This is a genomic window from Christiangramia echinicola DSM 19838, from assembly GCF_000423065.1.
GTDB lineage: Bacteria > Bacteroidota > Bacteroidia > Flavobacteriales > Flavobacteriaceae > Christiangramia > Christiangramia echinicola.
This window is the reverse complement of sequence record NZ_AUHG01000016.1, coordinates 88,573-114,233: the sequence shown is the minus strand read 5'-3', so window position 1 is coordinate 114,233 and position 25,661 is coordinate 88,573. Positions and strand designations below refer to the sequence as shown.

Genomic DNA, 25,661 nt, shown 5'->3' with positions numbered 1-25,661 from the left:
TTATTTTCCTGATGATAATTTTTGATAAACCCCGTTAGTCCAGCCAAATCCATCCTGTGTTGGGTATTCTCCACCACCACTTTCTTTAGATAAATCTTCAACGTTATATTTTTCAAGCATTTTATAAGTGCGCCCGTAAACATCTTTATTCAGTTTCAACCAACGTGATTTTATTTTGTTAGCCAGATCAATATTTCCATAATTTTGTAGTCCTTTTATTGCTAACCATTGTAATGGAGCCCAACCATTCGGCGCATCCCATTGTTCTCCTGTATTATAAGGAGTGGTTACTAAACCGCCCGGTTTTAAGAACATATTTTCAATTTTGGCGGAAACTCTACCAGCCTGCTCATCTGTTGCAACCTCAAAGAATAAAGGATAAACTCCAGCAAGAGAAAATTGACTCGTCTGTCTGGATTTTCGGAAATTATAATCCATAAAATAGCCTTCCTCTTCATTCCAATGGTATTTCAAAATTGCTTTTTTCCTTTTTTCTGCCTTCAATTTAAATGCCTCCGATTTCTCAGAATTCCCCATTATTCCAGCTGCTTCAGAAATAGTCATTTCCAGGTTATATAATAAAGAATTCAGGTCTACGGGAACAATATCTGTAGTATGTATCGTGGATAGGTCAAATTTACCATTAGATCCTTTTTCCAGCCATCTACTGGAAAAATCCCAGCCAGATTCAGCTCCGGCTCTTAGATCTCTATAAACTTCCTCTTTAGAAAGTTGAGGATCTTTAGAAACGGCTATTTCAGCCGTTTTTATATCTTCACGGTAACTTTCTGGTCTTGGGGTAGCATTATCATCCCAGTATCTATTCAAGATCTCACCATCGGTCATCTGTACAACTCTTCTATATTCTTTTTTATTTTCAAGTCTTCCTGTACCATCCATCCAGAAATTATACTCTGTTTCAAGTTCTGCCAAATACTTCGGTAGAACTTCAATTGTTTTCGCATCGGCTAATGTTTTAACCATCATGGCAAAGAATGGGGGCTGCGATCTTCCCAGGTAATAGGTCCTGTTTCCGTTAGGGATAAAACCATATTCATATATTAAATATGCGAAATTGTCTACCATATTCTGAATAGTTTCCACCTCTCCATCTACCTCCAGGCCAAGCATGGTGAAATAACTATCCCAGTAATAGATTTCCCTGAACCTGCCTCCCGGAACGATATATGGATTTGGTAAGGGTATTAATGTTCCCGAAATTCTTTCATCGCTAGGACGTTTTAACACACTCCACAATGCAGCGATATGATTATTAATTGAAGAGGAATCTGTTTCAAATGATATTTCATCTCCTGGTATTTTAAAATGTTGCTCTACAAAATCTGAGACAGCCGTTACAGAAGTATCATTAAGCATATTATAACGTTGCCTTATAAGTCCTACATTTTGTTGTGGCACTACATCTACAAAGGTTTTACTGTCCTCAAAGATCTCCTTATTCTGAACATCGTAGAAAAGATCGCCATAGAGCTCTCCTGGCGGCAGAATTTCAACTTCATTTTCAATCTTCTCAAGTTCCTGTTCCGGATCTGGACCTATTTTACACGAAAGAAAGAAAAGAACAATAAAAAAGTAATGAAGCCAGAAAGAAAGTCTAATTCTCATAATGGTGAATTTTAATGACTTATAAATATAATAGAATTTGAATAGGCCACCGCCCCAACTAAATTTCTAAATATTTAATAGTTTTATGATCTAAACTTATAATGATGCAGATCGTAGATTGGAAACCGGAATATTCAGAAGAATTTAAAAATATGAACATTCACTGGCTGGAGGAATTCTTTTGGGTAGAGCCTCATGATGAAGACGTACTGGGAGATCCTAAAAAACATATTATAGACCCTGGTGGGATGATCTTTTTCGTTAAAGAAATAGATAAGATTATTGGCTGTGTTGCTTTAATGAAAATTGAAAATAATATTTTCGAATTAACTAAGATGGCTGTAAAACCAAAACATAGAGGAAAAAAAATTGGTCAGCAATTAATGCAACACACCCTCGATTTTGCCAGGAATGAAGGCTGGGATCGATTAATCATCTATTCAAATAGAAAATTAGAAAATGCCATCCATCTATATAGAAAATATGGGTTTATCGAGATCCCGATTGAGAAGAATAATCCTTATTCCCGTGGAGATATTAAAATGGTTTTAAACCTTTCATAAATGTTTATTAATTGGGAAGTTACTCCATAATTCCTTCTTTATTTTTAGATAAAAATATAATTATGAGAAGAATAGCTACCCTATTAGCTGTTGGTATTCTACTAGCAGGATGTAAGAATAACTCAGATTCCAAGGAAAGTAAAACTACATCTGAAGTAGTAGAAAAAAATACTTCCTCAGAGACAAATCCAGACACGTTAGATATTGAAATTACCCCTATTTCACATGCCACGGCAGTATTTAAATGGAGCGATGCGGTTTTTTATACAGATCCGGTTGGTGGAGCTGAAGCTTTTTCAGGAAACGATAAACCAGATTTTGTCTTAGTAACAGATATTCATGGAGACCATATGAACGCTGAGACTTTGAAGGCATTAGAATTAGGGGACACAAAGATAATTGTTCCTAAAGCTGTACAGGAGAAGTTACCAGAAGAATTACAATCTAACCTGATTGTTCTAAATAATGGTGCGACTGTAGAGCATATGGGATTTTCTATTGATGCTATACCAATGTACAATTTACCGGAAACCAAAGATGCTATGCATGTGAAGGGTCGAGGAAATGGTTATTTATTACAGAAGAATGGTCAAAGTTTATATATCTCTGGTGACACAGAAGATATACCGGAAATGAGAAATCTCAGGAATATTGATGTTGCTCTAATATCCATGAATTTACCTTATACTATGCCCGTAGATCAGGCTGCAGAAGGAGTACTTGCTTTTAAACCAAAAAAGGTTATTCCATATCATTATCGTGGGAAGGATGGATTTGCAGATGTAGAAAAATTCAAGCAATTGGTGAATAAAGGAAATAAGAATATAGAGGTAGAATTAATAGATTGGTATCCTTCTAAATAAATAAACTTTATAAAAAAGTCATCTCCTTGTGCGCTCGCGAGTATCGATTATGTGAAATTTTATTTTGGCTAATTCAAATTTAACAGTATTTCAACGCAAATGCCCCTAAGGAGACGACTAATGTTTTTTCAGTAAAACTTATTTAAATATAGAGATTCATTTTGCATTTAACAAAATTTATTAAACATAAATGATTAAAAATCAGTATGTTTTAAGATTCGTTGAATTTTGAATCATTAAGAATTCTTTGTACGATTAAATGGATTTCTATTTTTTGATTGATGAATGACCATTGATTAAGTATGGTAACACATTCTGGTTTTAACCATACAGCTCTTAACTTTAAAAGTATTTTCAGACTGTATATTATACACTTTGTATCTGAAAAACTCCTGAACATTCTCCAATTTAGTGTCGATAGATAGAGCAGCGTACCCAGCTTTATGCTCAGGTGTAAAACTTACTTTTGCTGCTATTGCCAATAAGATTACTGTAAAGAGTAAAAGCTGGATTCTTTTCATTTCTAATTACTTAGTTGTTCTATTTAAAAGACGACGCCAAAAAACTTTCGTTACACTTAATTTATCATTTTAACATTTTGATAATGAGTACACTAATAGAATAAACGAACAGTATCTAAAAAAATTGCAAATAAAAGGCCCGGCAATATGCCGGGCCTTTTATAATATAATAAGGTTCTGTATTCTTAAGAAAGTACTTCCTGTACTTTATCTGCAGCTTCCTGAAATTCTATAGCACTGTAAACTTTTAACCCGCTACTGTCTATCAATTCCTTAGCAATATCAGCATTGGTTCCTTGAAGACGAACAATGATAGGCACATTCATAGCATCTCCCATATTTTTAGAGGCATCTACAATTCCCTGTGCTACACGGTCACATCTTACAATACCTCCGAAGATATTAACAAGAATAGCTTCAACTTTATCATCCTTAAGGATTAATCTGAAAGCTTCTTCTACTCTTTTAGCATCAGCAGTACCTCCAACATCAAGGAAGTTGGCAGGTTCTCCACCAGCTTGTTTAATCAAATCCATTGTTGCCATAGCAAGTCCAGCTCCATTTACCATACATCCTACGTTACCGTCAAGATCTACATAGTTAAGACCTACCTCTCTAGCTTCAACTTCAGTTGGATTTTCTTCACGAACATCACGCATCTCTGCATAATCCTTATGACGGAAAAGTGCATTATCGTCTAAAGTTACTTTTGCATCAACTGCCATGATTAGATCATCACTGGTTTTTAATACCGGGTTGATCTCGAATAAAGAAGAATCAGACTTTTCAAAAGCTTCATATAATGACATTACGAATTTTGTCATCTCTTTAAATCCTTTTCCGCTTAAACCTAGGTTAAAAGCAATTCTACGTGCCTGGAATCCCAGGAGTCCTGTAGAAGGATCTATTTCTTCAGTGAATATAAGGTCTGGAGTTTCTTCCGCAACAGTTTCAATATCCATTCCACCTTCAGTAGAATACATGATCATGTTACGACCAGTAGCACGATTAAGCAATACAGACATATAATATTCTTCCGGCTCCTTGTCTCCTGGATAGTAAACATCTTCAGCTACTAATACCTGGTGTACTTTCTTACCTTCAGCAGAAGTTTGAGGAGTTACAAGATTCATCCCAATGATATCTCCTGCAATTTCTTCAACCTCCTTTAGGTTTTTAGCAAGCTTTACACCACCACCTTTTCCACGGCCTCCAGCGTGTACCTGTGCTTTGATCACATGCCACCCGGTTCCAGTTTTCTCTGTTAGTTCCTTCGCAGCATCAACTGCTTCTTTGGCGTTTCTTGCCACGGTCCCACGTTGAATGCGAACTCCGAAGCTGCTTAAAATCTCTTTTCCTTGATATTCGTGTATATTCATAATCAGCTATTTCTTCTGTATTAATTACGGAAGGCAAAAGTAACAAATACATACTATTGTACCAATCTTTTTTGAGCTTCTTAACGCTTGCTGAATTTGACAAATTCAACTACAAGCTGGCTCGAATGGATTCCGGGATTTCAACGAAAAGGTTATCGGTTAAATTTCCTTAAATCTTGTAGTAATAGATTGGTCTCTTGTAAATTGTGCGTTTAATTTTTGCATTATGAAGAAGGCATTACTAGCATTAGCGATCGGAGGTTTTGGAATAGGCATGACAGAATTCGTGATTATGGGAATATTGCCTGAAGTTGCAAATGCCCTGGATGTCACTATTCCTCAGGCAGGTCACTTTATATCTGCATATGCACTTGGTGTAGTAGTTGGAGCACCTTTGCTAACAGTTTTTGGCAATAAATGGCCTGCTCATAAAGTCCTTCTGGCACTTATGGTCTGGTTTACGGTCTTTAATACGCTATCTGCATTCTCCAATTCATATACGCTTCTTTTAATATCCAGGTTTCTATCTGGACTGCCTCATGGAGCATTTTTCGGAATTGGCGCCGTGGTAGCTGGAAAACTAGCAAAACCAGGAAAAGATGCCCAGGCTATAGCCATGATGTTCACTGGGCTAACCGTAGCCAACGTGATAGGTGTACCATTAGGAACCTGGTTAGGACAGAATTTTAGCTGGGGAGTTGCTTTTTTAGCCGTAGGTATAGTAGGTGTCCTGGCTGTCTTAAGTATAAAATTCTGGATGCCAGAATTGCCAATATCGGAATCTAATGGGTTTAGAAGCGATATGAAAGTAATGAAGAAGCCTGAACTCTGGATGGTAATTTTATTAACCACTATAGGTACAGGTGGATTCTTCGCCTGGTATAGTTATATCGCACCATTAATTACTGATGTGGCCGGCTGGCAGGAAGAGATGGTAAGCTATGCAATGATACTGGCCGGTTTGGGTATGGTTGCAGGAAACTTTTTAGGAGCAAAATTAGCAGAAATGTTCAGCCCCATAAATGCTGTTATTATAGCTCTTATTCTCATGGTGATTGCATTAATTTCAAACACTTTTCTAGCCTATGATCAAATTGGAGTATTAGTAATGACCTTTATTTTACCGGTGATCGCCTTTTGTATCGCCACTCCAATTCAAATGGCAGTGATAAATTCTGCTAAAGGATCTGAGATGCTGGGTTCTTCACTTAATCAAAGTGCATTTAATATGGGAAATGCCAGCGGAGCGTATTTGGCTGGATTACCTATCGCTTATGGTTATGGTATTGTTTCCGCTCAATATGTTGGGGCGGTAATGGCGGCTATTGGCATTCTTCTGGGGATTGGCGTTGTAATTATTAGAAAACAAAGATCATCTGAACTTAAAATAAGTAATTCATAATTATTTCTTTTTAGAATTAACAAAATATATAAATCGGTTATATTTGATATTAGCCTTACTTATTAAAGCTTAAGAAATATATTTTTGCGCTAAATTTTTAGAATATGACACAAAAGGAATTACTATCGGTTGCTGAGGAATTTGGAAGCCCTGTTTATGTTTATGATGCGGAAAAGATCACTTCCCAGTATAAACGCCTTACTAATGCTTTTAAAGTTGACAACCTTAGAATTCATTATGCGGTTAAAGCCCTTTCGAATATTTCAATCCTTAAGTTATTGAATTCCCTTGGTTGCGGACTTGATACCGTTTCTTACCAGGAAGTAAAACTAGGACTTAGGGCCGGTGTTGCGCCAGAAAATATCATCTACACTCCTAACGGTGTTTCGTTGGAAGAGATCGAAGAAGTGGTTGAGCTTGGTGCCCAGATCAATATTGACAATCTGTCTATTCTGGAACAATTTGGAAATCGCCATCCGGAAATCCCAGTTTGCATAAGGATCAACCCACATGTAATGGCCGGGGGAAATTCTAAAATTTCAGTGGGACATATAGATTCAAAATTCGGGATAAGTATTCACCAGATGCCACATCTGCTTAGAATAGTTGAAAATACCGGCATGCACATTAACGGTATACATATGCATACCGGAAGTGATATTCTTGATATTGGTGTTTTTCTATATGCTTCTGAAATTCTTTTTGAAGCAGCCAAAAATTTCAAAGAATTAGAATTTATAGATTTTGGTAGCGGATTTAAAGTACCATATCGTGAAGGAGATATAGAGACAGACATTGAAGATCTGGGAACTCAGTTGACAGAGAGATTTAATAATTTCTGCAAAGATTATGGAAAAGAATTAACGCTTGCTTTTGAACCCGGTAAATACCTCGTAAGCGAATCTGGGAATTTCCTCGCTAAAGTAAATGTGATCAAGCAAACAACCTCAACAGTATTTGCTGGTATAGACACGGGGTTTAATCATTTGATAAGGCCAATGTTCTATGGTTCTCATCACGATATAAAAAACATATCTAATCCAGAAGCTAAACCCCGTTTCTATAGCGTGGTTGGATATATCTGTGAAACTGACACTTTTGGAAGTAACCGCAGAATCTCTGAAATAAGAGAAGGAGATATTTTAAGTTTTAGCAATGCCGGGGCTTACTGCTTCTCGATGGCCAGTAATTTTAATTCAAGATATCGCCCTCCGGAAGTACTTTGGTATAACGGAAAAGCCCATTTAATAAGGGAAAGGGAAACTTTTGAAGATCTTACCAGGCATCAGGTGGAAATTGAATTCGAAACTCCAGAAAAGGAACTTGTAGATAAAGACTAAAAAACAATACGAATAGAAACCTTGTCTTTGATGAGGACTTTAAACCTGCTATTGAAGGTGGGAATAACGTCATCTTACTTTCTAATGATAAATTTAAACAGAAGGAAGCCTTTCAATTATTCTAACTGTTTCTTTCTCCAGCTACCCTGAATAAAACCACAAATAATGGGAATGGTTCTGTAACTACTGGATCAATGTTCCCAATTGGTTAATCATAGGTCCGGGACTGGCAGCTTTAAATTTAATCAAGGCTTCAGCATCAAATAAAAGATTTAAATACGAATTGATGGAATACGACCTTAATTTAAATCATTGCAACCAGGAGAGGAAAAATCCGGTATCATTGGTATTAATTCTGAAAGTTACGATGCTCTAAAGATCAATTATATTGGAAATATTGACCTCGAAGAGGAGAACGAGATTTCGGTTGAATAATCTTTTTCAATAGTTATTACATTAAGCCTGTTTTTATTCGAACAGGCTTTTTTAATATAATGCTAACCAATTCAACAAGTTCATTTAGTATCTTAATATGAAAAAATTAAATGAGCTATCAACTGGATAAAGACCTGGATCTAAATAAAAATATAAGCAATATTGTTGCTGAAGAATTACAAGGATGTCTCACGGCCTTAGATACCTTGGATATTCATGAGGCTATACATGATATAAGGAAGCGACTTAAGAAAATTCGTGCCCTGGCCAGAATTGTAAGAGATGAATTAGGTGATGAAAAATATAATGAGATCAATATCTTTTTTCGGGATCTTGGAAGAGAAATTTCAGATTTCCGAGATCTTACTGCACATTTAGAAACCATAGCTCTTCTAAATGAACGATATGGAAAACACATATATGTAAACTTCCTTTCTACCATTCACAAACAAATTGAAAAAGAAAGGGACACTATGGAAAAGGAATTAAGAGAAAGTAAATTCTTTTCAGAACATTTAGTCGATAAGCTTAAGCAGGCTCAAAAAAAGCTTTTAACCTGGCCTGTTCACAACAATGATATTCAAATAATACTTCCCAGTATTAAGAGAGTATACAAAAGAGGGAAAAAAGCATTGAAGAAATCGTATAAAAATCCAACAAAAGAAAATTTTCATGAATGGAGAAAAAGGGTAAAATATCTTTGGTATCAAACGCTATTGCTGCAGGATACCTGGCCCCAGTTTTTTGAAACCCTGGAATTAGAATTACATGAACTTGCCGATTTTTTAGGGAACGATCATGACCTGATGGTATTCCAATTGAAGGTGAATTCCGGAGATATTGATATTAAAGATCCTCAACAACTTGAGTTAATGAATGCTATTATTAACCAATACAGCAAAAAGCTAAGGGATAACGCCAAAACAAAAGGTGAGCTAATCTATGCCGAATCTCCGGCCGATTTTACCAAAAGAATAGGATCTTATACCGAAATTAACTGGAATTGATTTAGTAAATTAATGGATCAAAATTAATTCTATATGAAAACCCTAAGCATCTTAATAGGTCTGGTTATTAGTGCTAATATTTTCGCCCAGGATCAACAAATTATAAAGGGCGAAATTGTAGATCTTACACATTCTTTTTCTGAAGAAAGTGTGTATTGGGTTACTGCCAAAGAATTTCAGCTTGAGGAGGTTGCTAGCGGACTTACTGATGCCGGCTTTTACTATTCTGCCAATAATTTTACTACCGCAGAGCATGGAGGAACACATATAGATGCTCCCATACATTTTGCAGAGAATAAACAATCTGTAGATCTAATACCTTTAGAAAATTTGATAGGTACAGGAGTAAAAATCAATGTACAGGATAAGGCTTTAAAGAATCCTGATTACCTTATAAGTATAGAAGACATTAATAACTGGGAGTCTAAAAATGGAATGATCCCAATGGAAAGCATCATCTTATTTCAAACTGGATATGGTAAATTCTATCCTGAGGCTAAAAAATATCTTGGAACAGATAAACGCGGATCTGATGCCGTTAAAGAACTTCATTTCCCAGGTCTCTCAGTAGAAGCGGCAAATTGGTTAATAGAAAAAAGAAATATAAAAGCTGTAGGTTTGGACACCGCAAGTATAGATCATGGACAGTCTAAAGACTTCGCTACGCATGTAGCATTAATGACTCAAAATGTCCCTGCCTTTGAGAATGTTGCTAATCTTGATAACCTACCCGAAAAAGGTTTCCAGATTATTGCATTACCTATGAAAATTAAAGGTGGAAGCGGCGGACCGCTAAGAATTATTGCCATCAAATAAATCAATGCTCTTTGGATACAAAAAATTTAAGACCCCCACTCTATTTTATTGCCATAAGCCCACCAGCGAATATTGTAAAATCTGTTGAGAGTATTAAAAAAGAATTGAAAAATGAATTTGGGGTAAAACATGCACTAAAACTTGATGCACATATCACCGTACAAATTCCTTTTAGAATGCCAGAATCAAAAGAAGGGATTCTGATAAATAAACTTCAACAGTTTACCGAAGAACAACATACTTTCACCACCAGACTGGATGGTTTTGCCAAGTTTGCCAAAAATGTCATTTTCATAAAAGTTCTGGATCACGAGCCATATATCAAATTACATAAAGAACTTCAGGAATTTATGCTGAAGTTTAATGATTTGAAAAGTCATGAAATTTCTTCAAAAATTTATCCACATCTAACCTTAGCTACAAGAGACCTAAAGAGAGGCCATTTTCCGGAAATTTGGGATCACTTCATCGGGAAAAATTTCTCTGAAACATTCATAGTTGAAAATTTACAATTGCTAAAACACAATGGTCAAACATGGGATATTATCAAAAGATTCAAATTCCAGGCTAATAAATAGCTCAACATGCTCAGAAACTGACTTTTTTAACCCGAATTTATAATTAACCTAAGATTCTTTATGATACTAAATCTGTAATTTCAGGAAAACAGAAAAAATGAAAAACCTAACCGAGCTACTGGAACATGAGATCAAAGATCTTTATTCTGCCGAGAAACAATTGATTGAAGCGATCCCTGAAATGATCGAAGCTGCGAAAAATGAGAAGTTAAAAAAGAAATTCGCCAAACATCTTAAAGAAACCGAAGACCATTTAAATCGTATCCAGGAGATATGTAAAGAAATGGAGATCAACCCTGGAAGTACTAAATGCAATGCTATGGCAGGGTTAATTGAAGAATTTCAGGGGCTTTTAAAGGAGAAATCTAATCCAGAAATTCTTGATGCTGGTTTGGTAGCGGCTGCCAGAAGAATTGAGCATTATGAAATAGCCGGATATGATTCTGCCTTTAGATATGCCAAAGCCTTGAAATTAAAATCGGTTAAAAAATCCTTGAAGAAAACGCTTAAAGAAGAACTAAAAGCAGAGAAGAAATTAAAGAAATTAGCTCGTAAGAAAATCATTAAAAATGCCCGGGATTAACCCAGAATTTCAATATAACCCTGAAATTATTTCCTCACTAAATCTTTTAGAATTAAGGCTTGAGCTAAGTTATTCTATTGCTTACTAACACCTAATTTTTCTATTACTTTTCCTACGGTAAGACCCTGAACCAGGATGGAAAATACCACTACAAAATAGGTGATCATTAGAAATAGTTCACGGTGCATTTCGGCAGTTAAGCTTAGTGCTAAAGCAATAGAAATACCACCGCGTAAACCACCCCAGGTCATGATTAAATTTGTATTAGGTACAAAGTCCAGTTTTCTACTAAAGAATTGAATGGGGACTAGTAATGAAGCATACCTACATAGAAGAACAACAGGTATAGCTATAAGTCCTGCAATTATATAATCACCCTCAACGGTTAGCACTAACATTTCCATTCCTATAAGAACAAATAGAATTGTGTTCAGTAAAATATCGATGAGTTCCCAGAACTTATCTACATAAGTTTCTGTGATCTTAGACATTGTGGAAGATCTTACCGTATCGTTTCCTACAATTAATCCAGCTGTAACCATTGCTAAAGGCGCTGAAAAATGGAAATGGTGGGCAATTGCCGTACCACCCATCACCGCTGCCAGGGTTATAATTACTTCTATATCATAATCATCTATAGATCTCATTAAGCGGTAAGTGAGATAACCAAGAACAAGTCCTATAGCAACTCCACCTATGACTTCCATCCCAAATAATTTTAAAACCTGGCCTACTCCCACATCGCCAGATGAAGATGATGCAATCTTATAAATGGTAAGGAATATCACTACTCCTACCCCGTCATTAAAAAGAGATTCGCCAACAATTTTAGCTTCCAGCTTCTTGGGAGCACCTGCTTTTTTTAATATTCCAAGAACCGCTATAGGATCTGTTGGTGAGATCAACGCTCCAAAAAGAAGACAATAGATGTAATCTACGCTTAAAGGGATAAGTTGTAATATGAGATAAATTATAGTCCCAACTAAAAAGGTAGAAACAATCACTCCAATCGTTGAAAATACGAGAACCGGCCATCTTTGAATACGAAGTTGTTCAAAATTGGTATGCAAGGCTCCAGCAAATAAAAGAAAGCTCAACATTATATCCAGCAATACGGTTTGAAAATCGATACTGTTTATAATGTATTTTTCAGCATTTAGCAAAGTATCATCAATCGCGCTTAAAGCTATAACCCCCAAACTAAATAGAATAGTAATTAGCATTAAGCCTATACTATTAGGGAGTTTAAGAAATTTCACATTTATAAAACCAAAGACTGCCGCAAGGCAAACAAGAATTGAGGTTATTAGAAAATACTCCATTAATAAGAATTAATATGCTGAATGATTAGAGCCTCTATTGCCTGATTAAATTAAGGTCAAACTATCTCTGCAGGTAAGATATAGAAATAAATACTTATAAAATGGGCGAACGTACCTAATAAGACGAAAATGTGAAAAATCGCATGGTTATAGGGAATCTTGTTTTGCATAAATAAGATAGCCCCAATGGTATAAAAAATTCCGCCACTAAATAACCACCAGACACCTTCTGTTGACAGATTTTCAATTAATGGATTTATGGCAAAAATGATTAGCCACCCCATAGCTACATATAAAATGGTTGATAGTAATTGAAATCTACCGGCATAGAACAATTTCAGAATTACCCCGGCAAGCGCCATGATCCAAACGACCCAGAGAATAGTTAATCCAGTAGTTCCTTCCAGGGTTACCAGTGCAAAAGGAGTATACGTACCTGCAATGAGCACGTATATTGCTGCGTGGTCTAAAATATTAAGTTTAATTCTAAGTCGGTTGTCTTTTGCACTATGATAAAATGTAGAAGCAGCATACACAAGAACCATGCTTGCCCCAAAAATAGTAAAACTAACCAGGTGCTCCAGTTCGCCGAATTTTCTGGCCTTAAGAATTAATAGAATTAATGCGAGTATACTTAAGCCGAAACCTATTCCATGAGATAGTATATTCAGTTTTTCTTCACCAGGGGGATAATATTTCGGTTTTTTAAATCGGCCCATCTTACTGTAATAATAGCTTCATTAATTTAAATGAAATTTCAGAAAATTGCAATAAGCCACAACCTAAAATCTTTAAATAAAGAAAACTGCCTTCCGGTAAAAAAATAATGAATTCGAGATTTGAAAGTATTATTCAGGTATTTTAATGATCGTCTCTACCCCGGAGCCATCCTTTTTATTTCCTATTTCAAAGAAGTAATTATCCTTATATAGATTTTGAAGACGATCATTGATATTTTTCAAGCCGACACCTTTTTGCATAAGTTCAGTATGAGTTTCAGAAACCGGTGCTCCGTCGTTCTCAACCTTAATCACCAACATATTATCTTCCGGATAAATTGAAACATGAATATTTAGATCTGTATGATCGTATGAATATCCGTGCTTAATAGAATTCTCTATAACTGGCTGCAGCAGCATGGCTGGAACTTTTCTTAAAAGTAAAGATTCATCTATCTCTTTTTTGATACTTAAATGATCTGAAAATCTAACATTCACAATATTCAGATAATATTCTAAAATTCTAAGTTCTTCATCCAGACTAATCCTGTTTCTATCACTATTATAAAGGATCTCCCTTAAAAAGTCACTTAGGTCTGCTATGGTATCTTTTGCCTTATTAGTATCCATATCGGTTAATACTGCAATAGAATTAAGCGTATTAAAGAGGAAGTGCGGCTGAAGCTGGGATGAAAGCATTTTCATTCTTGTATTTACTAACTGAGATTCAAGTTTAGAATGACGCTTCTCAGCTTCTTTCACCTGTCTCAAATAATAGTAAGTATATATAATGAAGATCATGGCGAAATAGATAAGAAAGTTCAGATCTATTACATAAATAAAGGCATTGATACTTTTTCTGAGATCAAAATCTGCGATATCTATTCTACCTGCAAGAATTGAGTAAAAGTCAAAGATCAAGCGAATTATCAGACCTATTAGCAATGAAAAAACAGTATGTATGGAGATGATCTTGAACCAGGGATAATTCTTATTTAAGAACCTTTTAGTGCTTATGGCAATTAAAGTCATATAACTTACCACAATGATATAATCGAAAAGCAGATTATGAATAAGGAATTCTGGCCAGGAGAAACCGCCACCTTCACGTGGCATATAATGTCGCATATAGAAAACTTTGACCAGCAAAACCATGTCAAACAACAAATAAAAACCAGCCAGTAGTAAAACCAGTTTAAAATCTATATACTTCTGTTTAATTTCTGAGAAACCCATTTAAATACCAATTTTTTCTAGAAATTCCTTTTTGTGGGACTTACTTATATGCAGCAATTTCCCGTCGGTCATTTTTGCATCAATTTCAGAATAATCTGAATGAATAATTTCATCTACAAAATTCAGGTTGGCTATGGTAGATCTATGAATTCTTACAAATACATTGCTGTCAAGAATTTCAGCCAGATTATTTAAAGATTCCCGTAATACATACTTTTTAGAATTCACAAAAATTTCAGCATAATAACCTGAAGCCTGGATATACAAAATATCATTGGGATCTACCAGGGCTGTTTTATTTCCTTGCTTGATTGGTATTTTTGAAACGGCATTGAGTTGAATTCCGCCTTTAGAATATTCGTGGAAGAATTCTACCATACGCTTTTCGAAATTTGAGTCTGCTTCGGTTCGAGTTGTGTTCAGCACTTTATTGATGGTTTTAAAAAATCTTTCATCTTTGAAGGGTTTTAGAAGAAAATCAAAAGCTTCTACATCAAAAGCCTTCAGAGCGTAATTATCATAGGCGGTAACAAATATAACTACAGGTTTGGGAGAGATCTCAACTTTTTTAAGGACTTCAAAACCATTCATATCCTTCATATTAATATCCAGGAATATGAGATCTGGCTTATCGTCATTAATTCTTTCAATAGCGTTTCTACCATTTGAACACTCTCCAATAACTTCGATCTTATCAACGTCTTCAAGAAGATTTAAAACTCTCTTTCTCGCTAATTCCTCGTCATCAATAACAAGTGCTTTCATAGTTTTTGAATAGTTAGACTGTTCTAATTTAAAACTATTTCAAGATTAATATTGCATAATTCACAATTTCGTAATCAAATCTGTAGTTATTTATCATATATATTAGGTTAATTGCTCAATTTGAATCCAATTAAAGGCTATCAAAATTAAATCTTGATAGCCTTTGCTAAAACTCAAACAACTAATTTAAAAAATCCAACCTATTCATTGCTTGCAACTGAGGATCCAGATATTCTAGGATCTATTTTCATAGTTCTCTTTTGGTTCCCATTTTCAAGCTTTATTTTATAGATTTCTTTTTCTATAAGGTCTCCCCTACCAGAAGCGACATATTTATTCTGAGTCATTGTCCAACCTTTATTGGCCATATATACTTCTCTTCTAATATCCAGAGGCAGCACTATATCTTTAAATTTCTGAAAAGTCTTTACCAGGTTTCCATCCTGATCAAAGTCTGCAGAAAGATATCCGTTAGAACTTGTGAAGGTTACTTCGTAAGAAACATAATCTTTACCATACTCAGCAATAAAGTTTTTGATGTCAAAATTAGCTTTCATAAAACCGATGGCGTCTTTTGAGAATGCTCCAGTATAAGCTTCGTTAACTTTGTAAGAGAAGCTATCTCCGTCTCTTGTAATTTTAGCGTCCAGTGGTGCAAAACCTACTTTAGCTTCTTCCAGTTGGGTAATTTCCTGAGCCTGACTGAATGTTGTCACGGCAATTAGCAATAAAGAAAAAATTAATGTTTTCATGATGAATGTTTTTTGAATGAATAATGATTTTTCTAACTGTCATTAAATTGATTAATGAATTAATAACACTGCTAAACTACAGGATTAATGCCCTCATTATGGTAGAATGATACGGTTAACTGAAGTATAGTAACCAATCGCACACAAAAAGATTTAAATATAAAATGTGGGTGAAATACTAAAATTAAAAAGGTTTGTGGCTGTTCACCGCTAAATTTTGTTGAATGGCCGTTAAAATTGATGATTTCAATGCAGATCAATTAGCTGTTGATTATTAAACACTTAATTGCAATGGTTTTGTAAATCCATTGAGATTATAGATTTTTAAGGACTAGATAACATTCTCTACGTATGAAAATTACCCAGTATATTGAATCTGCTTTCAAAAAACTGATCCCAGCACCTTTTACCCTGGCTGTATTATTAAGTATCCTCACCATATTGATTGCAATGTTATTTACAAATAGCAGCAGTGGAAATCATGTAGTGGAGATCCTTCAATATTGGCAGGAAGGAATGTGGGAACCGTCTTTACTGGTTTTTGCTGTCCAGATGATGTTGATCCTGGTTTTAGGTCATGTCCTGGTTTTAAGCCGACCGATAGCCTGGTTAACAGGAAAGCTAACTAACCTGGTTACCGGAAATTCAAGTGCAGTGATTCTGGTTTCTGTATCTACAATGCTAGTTGCCTTTTTTAACTGGGGATTAGGACTGATTTTTGGAGCTATTATGGCCAGGAAAGTGGGTGAAGCTGCGCGAGACAGAGGTTTTAATATTAATTACCCATTAATTGGAGCTGCAGGCTATGTTGGGCTAATGGTATGGCATGGAGGAATTAGCGGAAGCGCCCCTTTGAAGGTGGCTGAAAATGGACATATTGCAAGTCTGTTTACTGAAAGCTCAGATGATCCAATAATTTCGAATTTACCATCTTTCATTTCTACAGACACCACCATTTTCGCCTCCTGGAATCTTATAATCTTCGGAATTTTATTAGTAGCCATTCCGTTAGCGTTATGGATAATAGGTAAAAGAACAGCCTCGACCTCAATAAATCTACCCATAGAAAAGAAGATTGAAAAAAGTAAATTGATCGAAGGAGCTGAGAAAATTGATAACTCAAGACTTCTAAAAATTATTTTCGGGTCTTTATTGCTCGCCGCATTTTTTGCTAGTTATTATACAGAGCTATTATCGGCAAGGTTAACACCCAATATGCTTAATTTTTTCATGCTGGCAATATGCATACTTCTCCATCGATCTTTCGTTTCATTTCTAAGCGCTTTAGAAGAGGCAATAACCGGAGCAGCCGCCATTTTAATTCAATTCCCGTTGTATTTCGGAATTATGGGAATAATGAAAGAGACCGGTCTAGTGGGCGATATTGCCGGTTTCTTCACTAACATAGCTACAGATAATACGCTCCCCGTTTTTACATTCCTTAGCGCAGGAATCGTAAATATATTCGTTCCCAGTGGCGGAGGCCAATGGGCTATCCAGGGGCCAATTGTATTAGAGAGTGCTATAAAATTAGGAATACCACTAAATAAAGCGGTTATGGCATTTGCTTATGGAGACCAAATCACTAATATGCTACAACCATTCTGGGCGTTGCCTTTACTTGCAATTACAAAACTGAAGGCGCGGGAAATTCTTCCCTATACCCTAATTATGATGGTAGTAGGAGCATTCATTTATATTGGTGGATTGCTTTTAATTTGAAACGGATATAATTTCTGAGAGTAGACCAGAATTTCGGACACAAAAAAAGGGTAACTAAAATATTTAAACCATTTTCCAGTTACCCTTCGCAATTATCATAAAAATGATAATTACACTATAAATATAATTTAAAATCTTGTTTTTAGCAACAGTATAGGCCAAAATTCTAATAATTTTTTTTCCTTAGCCGCTAATACAGCTCTTATAATAAAAATATAAGATCGATAATATCTAAATCCTTTGTTTTCGAAGAATCTTAAGTTCTGAAAGATATTTTTTAATTAGCTTTTGCTGTCTGGAATTATCCAGCCTAAGTTTAATCCAAATTCCAGCAACTATTACCAAAGAGGCACCTACTACGAAATAAAATAATACTTCATCCATCTTGAAAAGATTAATAAGATTATAAAAAAGAAAAAGATTGGGGGGGATATTAAATATAGAGCATTGTTATATTCAACATAATGAAGAACAGCAGTTTAAGGTTTTTTTAACAGTATTTTCCTGCTATCAACAAACCTCAATGTAGGAATATTCTTCGAGCGTAAAATACTTCGTTTGAAAAATAGAATAAAAAAAGGGCCGTGACTATCATTTCAGAATTGACCCTTTTTTCTCTTCTTTTACTACTAATACAAACCTATTACAGTTTGGAATAAATTTCAACAATTCAATTTAATTAAAAAACTAACAAATTGTTAATTAAACATTTAACCGGAATATTTTCTAAAAATAATAGATGTGAATTTTCATATTATAGTGAAGATTAAAATCATGAAACCTTCCTCTAATATAGCACCCGGAATCTTATCGTACCTTCAATCCCTTTAAGGTCTTTGATCACTTCAGCTTCATATTCCTTATCAATATCGGTTATAACATATCCAATGGTTTCGTTGGTTTTCAGATATTGTCCCACAATATTGATATCATGGGTAGCTAGAATCCTGTTTATATGAGCAATAATACCAGGCTTATTATGGTGTATATGTATCAACCTGTGTGCATTTTCGAGAATTGGAAGCTGTAGGTTCGGGAAATTTACCGAATTCGTGGTGCTACCGGTATTTATATAATTAATGATCTTTCCTGGAACAAAATTACCAATATTCACCTGTGCCTCTTCTGTACTTCCCCCAATGTGAGGAGTAAGAATTAGGTTAGGCAAACCTCTTAATGGTGATTCAAATTCTTCCTGATTGGTTTTAGGTTCCTTTGGAAATACATCTACTCCTGCTCCTTTAATTTTACCAGATTCCATATGTTTTTTCAGGGCATCTACATTTACTACCTGCCCACGTGCGAGATTTAAAAATATCGTTCCTTCCTTCATCCAGCTAAACTGCTTATCGCCGATCATATTTTTGTTCTCCTTACGACCATCTACATGTAAGGTAACAATATCAACTTTTTCAAAAAGTTCCTTTAAACTATTACATTTAGTGGCATTCCCTAAAGCTAGTTTTTCTACCAGGTCATAGTAATAAACATCGAAACCAATAGCCTCTGCAACCACAGATAACTGTGAACCTATATTTCCATACCCAACAATCCCTAATCTTTTACCTCTAACTTCGTAGCTTCCAGTAGCAGATTTATTCCATTGGCCTTTATGCATTTCAGCGATCCTATCTGGTAAATTCCGCATTAACAATATGATCTCTCCAATGGCAAGTTCTACCACAGAACGCGTATTGCTGAAAGGTGCATTAAATACGGCCACTCCCTTCTTGAGGCAGGTCTCCAGATCTATTTGATTTGTTCCTATACAAAAAGCTCCAACCGCTATCAACCTGTTCGCATTTTCAAGCACTTTTGCCGTTAGCTGAGTTTTAGACCTAATTCCCAGTATTGAAACGTCCTTGATCTTTTCTGCTAATTCATCTTCATCCAATGCTCCTGAAATCGTGGACACATTATAACCTTCATTTTTCATGATGGCTACAGCATCTGCATGTACATTTTCCAGTAAAAGGACTTTGATCCTGTTTTTAGGGTAAGAAATAGCTTTATTCATTTTATGAAGATATAAGAATTCATCAAGACTCGGGGTTATATGATCTGCTTTCTCAAGAATATTATCACGTTCAATATTTTCTGTAAAGGCGTAGAATTTATTGGCCAATCCGGCGGCTTTGATCTCATAGTCATTATAGCCATCACCAATTACGTATACGTCACCTTTAAGATCCATTTTTTTAAGAAGTTCTACTTTTCCATTATTTGATGAAAGTACATTCTCCTGGTCAAATCCAGTAATTTTCCCATTTGCATCAAACTTAAAATTATTCGCATAGACATTCTCTTCCTTCACCCCATATTCTTTAACGATGGGTACAATGAATTCTCTGAAGCCATTAGAAATAATATAGATACAATCCTTATATTCTGTAAAGAACTCTTCATTCCTAACAAAGGATACTGAAACCCTGTCTTTTAATTTTTCGATAAGTTCAGGAATGAGGTCTTTATGAGCTTCCAGAATTTCCAGTCTTCTTTCCAGTGATTCCCGGAAGGCTAGTTTCCCTCCCATGGCTAGATCTGTAAGTTCTTTTAACTCCTTAAGTTTTCTTTCTTTATTAGGGTTTTTGGCCAATGAGATCTCTCCAAGCACATCAAGGGCTTCCACCTGCGTAAACGTGCTATCGAAATCAATTACAAAATGCCTTTTATTCTCCATTTGGATAATTGCTAGTGTGATTTTGAACAGATAAAACTAAGTCTTTTTAAGGCATTAAGAAACATGAATTTCAAGAGAGAAACCGGGAATTGCAGTTTCCGCAAAAAAGCGGGTTTTTAATTTAGAAAAAAGAAAAAATCTCCTGAAAAATGATTTTTTTTATGGAAAATTCAGAGAATGAATAGAAATCTTTTTTTTAGAATTTAGATCACGACCTCTATCAGTAAAAAAATAACTTTAATCAAAATAAGTATTATCTTGATTTCCTAAAGTCTTGTTAGGAGTTTTGATGATTTTAAAACTTTAAACAACAGTTAATTGCTCTCAATTTATATCTATATATAGTTCTACTGGATCTGGCTTATGAATATCTTTTTCAGCAAAAAAAAGAACGGAAATGATTCCCCGGTGATCCCCTCAGTTAAAGATGGTCTGGGTACATTTGGAGGTGTTTTCACCCCTTCCATTCTAACTATTCTTGGAGTGATCATGTACCTGCGCTTTGGCTGGGTAGTAGGAAATGTTGGGCTTATAGGAACTTTAGTAATAGTGACTCTTTCAGTTTCTATTACCTTTCTTACCGCACTCTCGGTTGCTTCGATTGCCACAGACCAGCAGGTTAGAGCCGGAGGCGCTTATTACATGATAAGCAGGTCGTTAGGAGTCGAAGCAGGTGGAGCTATCGGAATTCCGCTATTCATAGCACTGGCATTATCTATTGCATTATATACTGTAGGATTTGCAGAAAGTGTGGTAAGTGTTTTTCCTGAATTAGATTTTAAAACGGTGGGTGTAATTACTACTATTCTTGTAGCGGTTCTTGCTATGACCTCTGCTAAGGTTGCGATCAGGGCCCAGTATTTTATAATGTTCGGAATAGGCCTTTCTTTAATATCTCTAATTTTTGGTAGCCCTATTGAAGAAACAAATATAGAAATGTGGAGTACCTCTGTAGAAAACAAAGAAAGTTTCTGGGTAGTATTTGCTGTTTTTTTTCCGGCGGTAACAGGTATTATGGCCGGGGTCAATATGTCTGGAGATCTTAAAAATCCTTCTAAATCCATTCCAAAAGGAACCTTTGCTGCGATTGGTGTAGGCTACTTAATTTATATGGTTTTGCCTATAATTCTGGCTAGTCGGGCAGATGCTGAAACTCTAATTGCAGAACCATTAATCATGAGGAAAATTTCATATTGGGGAGATGCTATTCTTATTGGTGTCTGGGGCGCTACCCTTTCAAGCGCTGTAGGCAGCATACTCGGAGCCCCGAGAGTTCTTCAGGCTCTTGCAAGAGACAGGGTATTGCCGCAATGGCTAAGCTGGCTGGGAATAGGCTCGGCAAATGATGACTCACCACGATATGGAACTTTATTTACTATGGGTATCGCATTAATTGCAGTTTACTTAGGTAACCTTAATATTATCGCCCCTATTTTAACTATGTTTTTCCTTACCACTTACGGCGTATTAAATGCTGCTGCAGGAATTGAAGGCATACTGGATAGTCCTTCTTTTCGTCCGGCTTTCAAAATTCACTGGATCTTTTCCTTATTAGGTACTTTGGGGTGTATAGCCGTTATGTTTCTTATAAATGGGCTGGCTACTGGATTCGCCTTTATATTTATCGCTATTATTTTTGTCTGGTTACAGAGCAGAGAAATGAAAACAGCATGGGGAGATGTACGCCGTGGCGTTTGGATGGCCCTGGTTAGAATAGGTCTTCTCCATCTTAGTACCGAAAAAGCAAGCAAAACCTGGAGGCCAAATCCCCTGGTTCTTTCCGGAGCACCAACTAAACGCTGGCATCTCATAGACTTTGCATCCAGTATTACACATAACCGGGGAATACTTACCGTAGCAACCGTTCTAACCAGTAAACACACTACTATAGAACGAAGAATACAAATGCAGCAGAATATTCAGGATTTCCTAACTAAAAAAAGTTCTCGTGGTTTTGCGCGGGTTATTGAAGCTGATGAGACTTTTAAAGGAGCCGAAGATTTTGTGAAAGCCTACGGGCTGGCTTCCCTGGAACCTAATACCATCATACTCGGAGATAGTCAGAATTTAGAGTATAGAAAGAGGTATTGTGATATGATCACCAAATTTTATAAACTAAACCGTAACATTATAATTATTCGGGAAAATAAAAAGCAACATTTTGGGATAAGAGAAAAAATAGACATCTGGTGGGGAGGTTTAAAAGGAAACGGAGGCTTATTAATGATCCTCGCCTATTTACTAAAAAGTAGCAGATTATGGTATGATGCCCAGGTCACTTTAAAGATCATGGTAGATAATGAGAAAGCTGCGGCAGATGCACGGCAGAATTTATCTTTAGTCATCAAAAAGTTACGTACTGGCTCTAAACTGGAGGTGATCGTCTCCAATGATCGCAGCTTTGAAGAAGTTCTTCAGCAATCTTCAGCCCAGGCAGATCTTATATTCATGGGGATGGCAAATCCCGATGAAAATTTCGAAAGTTATTATTCAAATTTACAGAAAAGACTAAAAGGACTTCCAACCACGGTTCTTGTATTAGCTGCAGAAGAAATATCCTTTGGAGAAGTTTTAATGCAACAGGATGTTTTCCGCAAAGATTAATTTTCCCCTAAGGTTCTGAAGCTCAATATTCCGCTTTTCAGACCAGGAAAAATTTGAAGATTTAATGAGTTAGAAGTGTAACAAATTTGAGTTTACACACACTCGTTATACGAGTTTATCCAAAGAATAATTCAGTTTATAATTTTATTTCCGGGCCAAATTAGGAGTGTGGCAGATTGAGTAGGGTCGGTTTGCTGACTCCTGGTCCGGAACTATAAAAAGAGTAACCTGGTCTATTGATATTTAAAATTAAGGTAGGGCTGCAAGTGAATTAATCTCCTGGCTTTGTAATACTCCATTGTATAAAATTTACAGCCCACACAATAACCTAAAATCAAACAACTATGATCTGGTTCGATATTAAAAATCTTGAAGAGAAGCTTATTAAAAATGAAATTTCTGAAAGAACAGGCTACCATTACCTGCTCGCTTTTCTTATCATCATTACACTGGCAATTAGTGGAAAAGAACCAGCCGACTTTACTTCGCAAATTTTAAGGTTTCTGGATATAATAATTGGTCTAATAATAACCATTTGGGGTACTGGAAAGCTATTTGAAATTAATAATAAAGGAAACAACCGGGATTTTCTTAAGAGATATTTTTCACTATGTTTCGTGCATACTTTAAGGATAGTTATTGTAGCCTTCTTAATTACATTATTATACAATTTGGTGGCCGAATTTATTTTAGTTGATAATTCAAAATACCTGGATAATTTATTAAAGAATGATATCTCAGAATTGGTCTTCAATATTTTATTCCAAATCGTATTTTATTTTCTGGTAATAAGATCTTTTAAAAAAGTAAATCGTTTCTCAGAGAATACTGAGGCTATTTCAGCTTAAACTTCTGAATACCTGAAGACAAGCCAGCAATAAAAGATTAAAGAACTGCATACCAGTACAAAAAAAGCCGGGAAACAACCCGGCTTAAGTTTTGGCTAATTCAATGATTAATTAATTTGACAATCATTGTAATTATTTTCAAAATTTATTTTTCCATATAAAACCTCCTTCTTTTGTTTTATATATATACGCGAAAATTAGGCCTCCAGTTTTTAAAAAACAGCCGTAATAGCTTAAAATATTGATGCATTTGGAGTTTTTTATTTAAATTATTACAAACTTAAGTCCAAATAATATAAATAGAGATATTTTCAGTAAATCCATTTTATAATTAGAAGAAAATTCTGATTATGAATTTTGCCTGATTATATTTACACTTATAATCCGTTATATATGGAGAAGAAAATACTAGTCCCTACCAATTTTTCGAAGCAATCCTGGAATGCTCTTATTTTTGCGATGAATCTTTATAAGAAGCATCCGTGTACTTTTTACTTAATCAATGTTTACCAGTCGCAGGGATTCTTAAGTGAAGCTATTCCACTGGGGAGAAAGAATAGTGACGAGAACAGTGAAAAGGAAACTTCTGAAAAAGGCCTGGACAGGATGATGAAAGGCCTAGGATTCAGAAAGGAAAATCCTAAACATCAATTTGAAACGATTTCTATACAGGATAATCTTATAAATGGTATTCAGGATAACGCTGATAAATTAGGAATAGATCTTATCATTTTAGGAGCAAAAGGAGATTCTGCTGGAATTAATGTAAGCCATGATAATAAGATCTCGAAAATTTCTGAAGAAATAGAAAAATGTCCAGTTCTGGTTATTCCGGAAGATTATGAACTTAAGACCGAAAAAGACCTGGAGATCGTTTTCCCTTCTAATTTCAGAATTCCTTTCAAGCAAAAAGAATTAATCCCACTGGTAGAATTATCGAATAGCTTAGGAGCGTCTGTTAGAGTTTTATACATAAACACCGAAAATAAACCGCTTAGCCCCGAACAAGAAGAGATAAAAGGAGAGCTGGCGAAACATTTTTCTGACATTCCTTTTGCTTTTCACAACCTTACCCAAACCACACCATCTACTGGAGTACATATATTTATTGAAAGCAGGGAATGTGATCTACTGGCACTGTATCAAAGAAAGCAGGGATTTTTTTCGAGGCTCTTTCAGCATAAAAGATCTAATGAGCTCAATTTTGATCCAAGGTTACCGGTACTCATTTTAAAAGAATATGAATAAAAGAACAAAGGGAACATAAATGAATATTTCACATTAACTGTTCCCTTTGTAAGTTGCAATCTTCATCTGGCATTATCCAGACAATCAACAGGTATATTCTCAGCTCAACTAAAGGATAGCACCCTGTACAACAATCTAAATATAGCAAACAATTTCTTTTGAATTTAACTCAATTCAAACTTTAATTAACTGTATTTGAACACTTTAAGCTACAATCAAATTATTGCTCTTTTATATAACTCCATCCCTGTCCCTGCTTTTGGGCAATTTCAAGAATGCCATCTGGAACCACTATCACCCCGGGAAGTAAGGCAGATTTATCTGCATTTTCCCTGGCCATAGTACCAGAACAAACGGCTACCGTTACATGTTCATCACTTGCCAATTTCTTAAGATCTTCGGCTACCGATGATTTTTCATTCAGTACCATATCCAAAGCCCCGCTATATACCACAATTTCGAATTCTGAATCAGGATAGGCTTCAGACATCATTTTCACATGTCTTACCGCCTTTTGATGGACCTTCACGTCATCACTGGTTACATCGAAGACGATCTTAACCGGTTTATCCTGTGCCAGAAGGTTTAGCGAGAAGAAACATGCAATAGCTATTAGAATATATTTTTTCATAATATCGAATTTTAAATTATT

At 35.5% G+C, this 25,661-nt stretch carries 24 protein-coding genes; 13 read left to right on the top strand and 11 right to left on the bottom strand.

Translation table 11 applies throughout. The features are described 5' to 3' along the window. A complete protein-coding gene (treF, locus tag G530_RS0112210) occupies positions 1-1,626 on the bottom strand; it encodes an alpha,alpha-trehalase TreF (RefSeq protein WP_051199780.1) in 1,626 nt (541 codons plus the stop codon). Between the two features lie 104 nt (positions 1,627-1,730). Here treF and G530_RS0112205 point away from each other — a divergent pair, with 104 nt between their 5' ends. Both G530_RS0112205 and G530_RS0112200 read left to right on the top strand, forming a co-directional pair. Next, the gene (locus tag G530_RS0112205) at positions 1,731-2,189 is read left to right on the top strand and encodes a GNAT family N-acetyltransferase (protein ID WP_026934807.1); all 459 of its coding nucleotides are present in this window, start codon (positions 1,731-1,733) and stop codon (positions 2,187-2,189) included. Between the two features lie 62 nt (positions 2,190-2,251). Continuing rightward, positions 2,252-3,052, top strand: coding sequence for an MBL fold metallo-hydrolase (locus G530_RS0112200; RefSeq protein ID WP_026934806.1), 801 nt, complete (start codon positions 2,252-2,254; stop codon positions 3,050-3,052). Positions 3,053-3,348: 296 nt separating this feature from the next. On the opposite strand, the gene G530_RS0112195 is transcribed toward G530_RS0112200, so the two are convergent. Together G530_RS0112195 and sucC are read right to left on the bottom strand one after the other, a co-directional pair. Continuing rightward, entirely contained in the window at positions 3,349-3,573 is a 225-nt protein-coding gene (locus G530_RS0112195; RefSeq protein ID WP_026934805.1) for a hypothetical protein, read from the bottom strand. Between the two features lie 185 nt (positions 3,574-3,758). After that, a complete protein-coding gene (gene sucC / locus G530_RS0112190; protein ID WP_026934804.1) occupies positions 3,759-4,952 on the bottom strand; it encodes an ADP-forming succinate--CoA ligase subunit beta in 1,194 nt (397 codons plus the stop codon). 226 nt (positions 4,953-5,178) lie between these two features. On the opposite strand from sucC, the gene G530_RS0112185 reads away from it, so the two are divergent. From G530_RS0112185 to G530_RS0112155, 7 genes are all read left to right on the top strand, one after another. Continuing rightward, positions 5,179-6,354, top strand: a complete 1,176-nt coding sequence (locus tag G530_RS0112185) for an MFS transporter (RefSeq protein WP_026934803.1) — start codon at positions 5,179-5,181, stop codon at positions 6,352-6,354. 104 nt (positions 6,355-6,458) lie between these two features. After that, positions 6,459-7,694, top strand: coding sequence for a diaminopimelate decarboxylase (gene lysA, locus G530_RS0112180; RefSeq protein ID WP_026934802.1), 1,236 nt, complete (start codon positions 6,459-6,461; stop codon positions 7,692-7,694). Between the two features lie 312 nt (positions 7,695-8,006). Continuing rightward, the gene (locus tag G530_RS17895) at positions 8,007-8,129 is read left to right on the top strand and encodes a hypothetical protein (protein ID WP_276202553.1); all 123 of its coding nucleotides are present in this window, start codon (positions 8,007-8,009) and stop codon (positions 8,127-8,129) included. 110 nt (positions 8,130-8,239) lie between these two features. Then, the gene (locus G530_RS0112170) at positions 8,240-9,136 is read left to right on the top strand and encodes a CHAD domain-containing protein (RefSeq protein ID WP_026934801.1); all 897 of its coding nucleotides are present in this window, start codon (positions 8,240-8,242) and stop codon (positions 9,134-9,136) included. A gap of 33 nt (positions 9,137-9,169) precedes the next feature. After that, entirely contained in the window at positions 9,170-9,952 is a 783-nt protein-coding gene (locus G530_RS0112165; RefSeq protein WP_026934800.1) for a cyclase family protein, read from the top strand. Between the two features lie 11 nt (positions 9,953-9,963). Then, positions 9,964-10,530 carry a 2'-5' RNA ligase family protein gene (locus G530_RS0112160; RefSeq protein ID WP_026934799.1) on the top strand — a complete coding sequence of 189 codons (567 nt, stop codon included), beginning with the start codon at positions 9,964-9,966 and terminating at the stop codon, positions 10,528-10,530. Positions 10,531-10,627: 97 nt separating this feature from the next. After that, positions 10,628-11,113 carry a DUF892 family protein gene (locus tag G530_RS0112155; protein WP_026934798.1) on the top strand — a complete coding sequence of 162 codons (486 nt, stop codon included), beginning with the start codon at positions 10,628-10,630 and terminating at the stop codon, positions 11,111-11,113. Between the two features lie 74 nt (positions 11,114-11,187). On the opposite strand, the gene G530_RS0112150 is transcribed toward G530_RS0112155, so the two are convergent. The 5 genes from G530_RS0112150 to G530_RS0112130 form a co-directional block, all read right to left on the bottom strand. After that, positions 11,188-12,435, bottom strand: a complete 1,248-nt coding sequence (locus G530_RS0112150) for a cation:proton antiporter (RefSeq protein ID WP_026934797.1) — start codon at positions 12,433-12,435, stop codon at positions 11,188-11,190. Between the two features lie 56 nt (positions 12,436-12,491). Then, positions 12,492-13,154, bottom strand: a complete 663-nt coding sequence (gene trhA / locus G530_RS0112145) for a PAQR family membrane homeostasis protein TrhA (protein WP_026934796.1) — start codon at positions 13,152-13,154, stop codon at positions 12,492-12,494. 129 nt (positions 13,155-13,283) lie between these two features. Continuing rightward, the gene (locus G530_RS0112140; RefSeq protein WP_026934795.1) at positions 13,284-14,390 is read right to left on the bottom strand and encodes a sensor histidine kinase; all 1,107 of its coding nucleotides are present in this window, start codon (positions 14,388-14,390) and stop codon (positions 13,284-13,286) included. Continuing rightward, positions 14,391-15,155 carry a LytR/AlgR family response regulator transcription factor gene (locus G530_RS0112135; protein WP_026934794.1) on the bottom strand — a complete coding sequence of 255 codons (765 nt, stop codon included), beginning with the start codon at positions 15,153-15,155 and terminating at the stop codon, positions 14,391-14,393. Positions 15,156-15,355: 200 nt separating this feature from the next. Next, on the bottom strand, positions 15,356-15,907 hold the full coding sequence (locus tag G530_RS0112130; protein WP_026934793.1) for a hypothetical protein: 552 nt from the start codon (positions 15,905-15,907) through the stop codon (positions 15,356-15,358). 351 nt (positions 15,908-16,258) lie between these two features. Between G530_RS0112130 and G530_RS0112125 the strand changes: the two genes are divergently transcribed. Then, positions 16,259-17,629, top strand: a complete 1,371-nt coding sequence (locus G530_RS0112125) for a short-chain fatty acid transporter (RefSeq protein WP_026934792.1) — start codon at positions 16,259-16,261, stop codon at positions 17,627-17,629. 231 nt (positions 17,630-17,860) lie between these two features. Here the strand turns inward: G530_RS0112125 and G530_RS17645 are convergent, their stop codons facing one another. Both G530_RS17645 and serA read right to left on the bottom strand, forming a co-directional pair. Further along, a complete protein-coding gene (locus G530_RS17645) occupies positions 17,861-18,013 on the bottom strand; it encodes a hypothetical protein (RefSeq protein ID WP_156888630.1) in 153 nt (50 codons plus the stop codon). A gap of 403 nt (positions 18,014-18,416) precedes the next feature. After that, a complete protein-coding gene (gene serA, locus G530_RS0112115) occupies positions 18,417-20,309 on the bottom strand; it encodes a phosphoglycerate dehydrogenase (RefSeq protein ID WP_026934791.1) in 1,893 nt (630 codons plus the stop codon). A gap of 363 nt (positions 20,310-20,672) precedes the next feature. On the opposite strand from serA, the gene G530_RS0112110 reads away from it, so the two are divergent. The 3 genes from G530_RS0112110 (at position 20,673) to G530_RS0112100 (ending at position 25,009) form a co-directional block, all read left to right on the top strand. Continuing rightward, positions 20,673-22,913 (top strand): APC family permease, encoded by a 2,241-nt coding sequence (locus G530_RS0112110; RefSeq protein WP_026934790.1) that lies wholly within the window; start codon positions 20,673-20,675, stop codon positions 22,911-22,913. Between the two features lie 344 nt (positions 22,914-23,257). Next, the gene (locus tag G530_RS0112105) at positions 23,258-23,761 is read left to right on the top strand and encodes a hypothetical protein (protein ID WP_026934789.1); all 504 of its coding nucleotides are present in this window, start codon (positions 23,258-23,260) and stop codon (positions 23,759-23,761) included. Positions 23,762-24,154: 393 nt separating this feature from the next. Further along, positions 24,155-25,009: a universal stress protein gene (locus G530_RS0112100; RefSeq protein WP_026934788.1), complete on the top strand. Its 855-nt coding sequence runs from the start codon at positions 24,155-24,157 to the stop codon at positions 25,007-25,009. Positions 25,010-25,229: 220 nt separating this feature from the next. Here G530_RS0112100 and G530_RS0112095 read toward each other — a convergent pair whose 3' ends face one another. Continuing rightward, positions 25,230-25,640 carry a DsrE family protein gene (locus G530_RS0112095; protein WP_026934787.1) on the bottom strand — a complete coding sequence of 137 codons (411 nt, stop codon included), beginning with the start codon at positions 25,638-25,640 and terminating at the stop codon, positions 25,230-25,232. Between the last annotated feature and the right edge of the window lie 21 nt (positions 25,641-25,661).

Bases quoted from the DNA above. Each gene is read 5' to 3' on its own strand.
- G530_RS0112185 (WP_026934803.1), top strand. From the start codon at position 5,179: ATGAAGAAGGCATTACTAGCATTAGCGATCGGAGGTTTTGGAATAGGC.
- G530_RS0112165 (WP_026934800.1), top strand. From the start codon at position 9,170: ATGAAAACCCTAAGCATCTTAATAGGTCTGGTTATTAGTGCTAATATT.
- G530_RS0112195 (WP_026934805.1), bottom strand. From the start codon at position 3,573: ATGAAAAGAATCCAGCTTTTACTCTTTACAGTAATCTTATTGGCAATA.
- treF (WP_051199780.1), bottom strand. From the start codon at position 1,626: ATGAGAATTAGACTTTCTTTCTGGCTTCATTACTTTTTTATTGTTCTT.
- G530_RS0112135 (WP_026934794.1), bottom strand. From the start codon at position 15,155: ATGAAAGCACTTGTTATTGATGACGAGGAATTAGCGAGAAAGAGAGTT.
- trhA (WP_026934796.1), bottom strand. From the start codon at position 13,154: ATGGGCCGATTTAAAAAACCGAAATATTATCCCCCTGGTGAAGAAAAA.
- G530_RS0112155 (WP_026934798.1), top strand. From the start codon at position 10,628: ATGAAAAACCTAACCGAGCTACTGGAACATGAGATCAAAGATCTTTAT.
- lysA (WP_026934802.1), top strand. From the start codon at position 6,459: ATGACACAAAAGGAATTACTATCGGTTGCTGAGGAATTTGGAAGCCCT.
- G530_RS0112140 (WP_026934795.1), bottom strand. From the start codon at position 14,390: ATGGGTTTCTCAGAAATTAAACAGAAGTATATAGATTTTAAACTGGTT.
- G530_RS0112110 (WP_026934790.1), top strand. From the start codon at position 20,673: ATGAATATCTTTTTCAGCAAAAAAAAGAACGGAAATGATTCCCCGGTG.
- G530_RS0112100 (WP_026934788.1), top strand. From the start codon at position 24,155: ATGGAGAAGAAAATACTAGTCCCTACCAATTTTTCGAAGCAATCCTGG.
- G530_RS0112130 (WP_026934793.1), bottom strand. From the start codon at position 15,907: ATGAAAACATTAATTTTTTCTTTATTGCTAATTGCCGTGACAACATTC.
- G530_RS0112125 (WP_026934792.1), top strand. From the start codon at position 16,259: ATGAAAATTACCCAGTATATTGAATCTGCTTTCAAAAAACTGATCCCA.
- G530_RS0112095 (WP_026934787.1), bottom strand. From the start codon at position 25,640: ATGAAAAAATATATTCTAATAGCTATTGCATGTTTCTTCTCGCTAAAC.
- G530_RS0112170 (WP_026934801.1), top strand. From the start codon at position 8,240: ATGAGCTATCAACTGGATAAAGACCTGGATCTAAATAAAAATATAAGC.
- serA (WP_026934791.1), bottom strand. From the start codon at position 20,309: ATGGAGAATAAAAGGCATTTTGTAATTGATTTCGATAGCACGTTTACG.
- G530_RS0112150 (WP_026934797.1), bottom strand. From the start codon at position 12,435: ATGGAGTATTTTCTAATAACCTCAATTCTTGTTTGCCTTGCGGCAGTC.
- sucC (WP_026934804.1), bottom strand. From the start codon at position 4,952: ATGAATATACACGAATATCAAGGAAAAGAGATTTTAAGCAGCTTCGGA.
- G530_RS17645 (WP_156888630.1), bottom strand. From the start codon at position 18,013: ATGGATGAAGTATTATTTTATTTCGTAGTAGGTGCCTCTTTGGTAATA.
- G530_RS0112105 (WP_026934789.1), top strand. From the start codon at position 23,258: ATGATCTGGTTCGATATTAAAAATCTTGAAGAGAAGCTTATTAAAAAT.
- G530_RS0112200 (WP_026934806.1), top strand. From the start codon at position 2,252: ATGAGAAGAATAGCTACCCTATTAGCTGTTGGTATTCTACTAGCAGGA.
- G530_RS0112205 (WP_026934807.1), top strand. From the start codon at position 1,731: ATGCAGATCGTAGATTGGAAACCGGAATATTCAGAAGAATTTAAAAAT.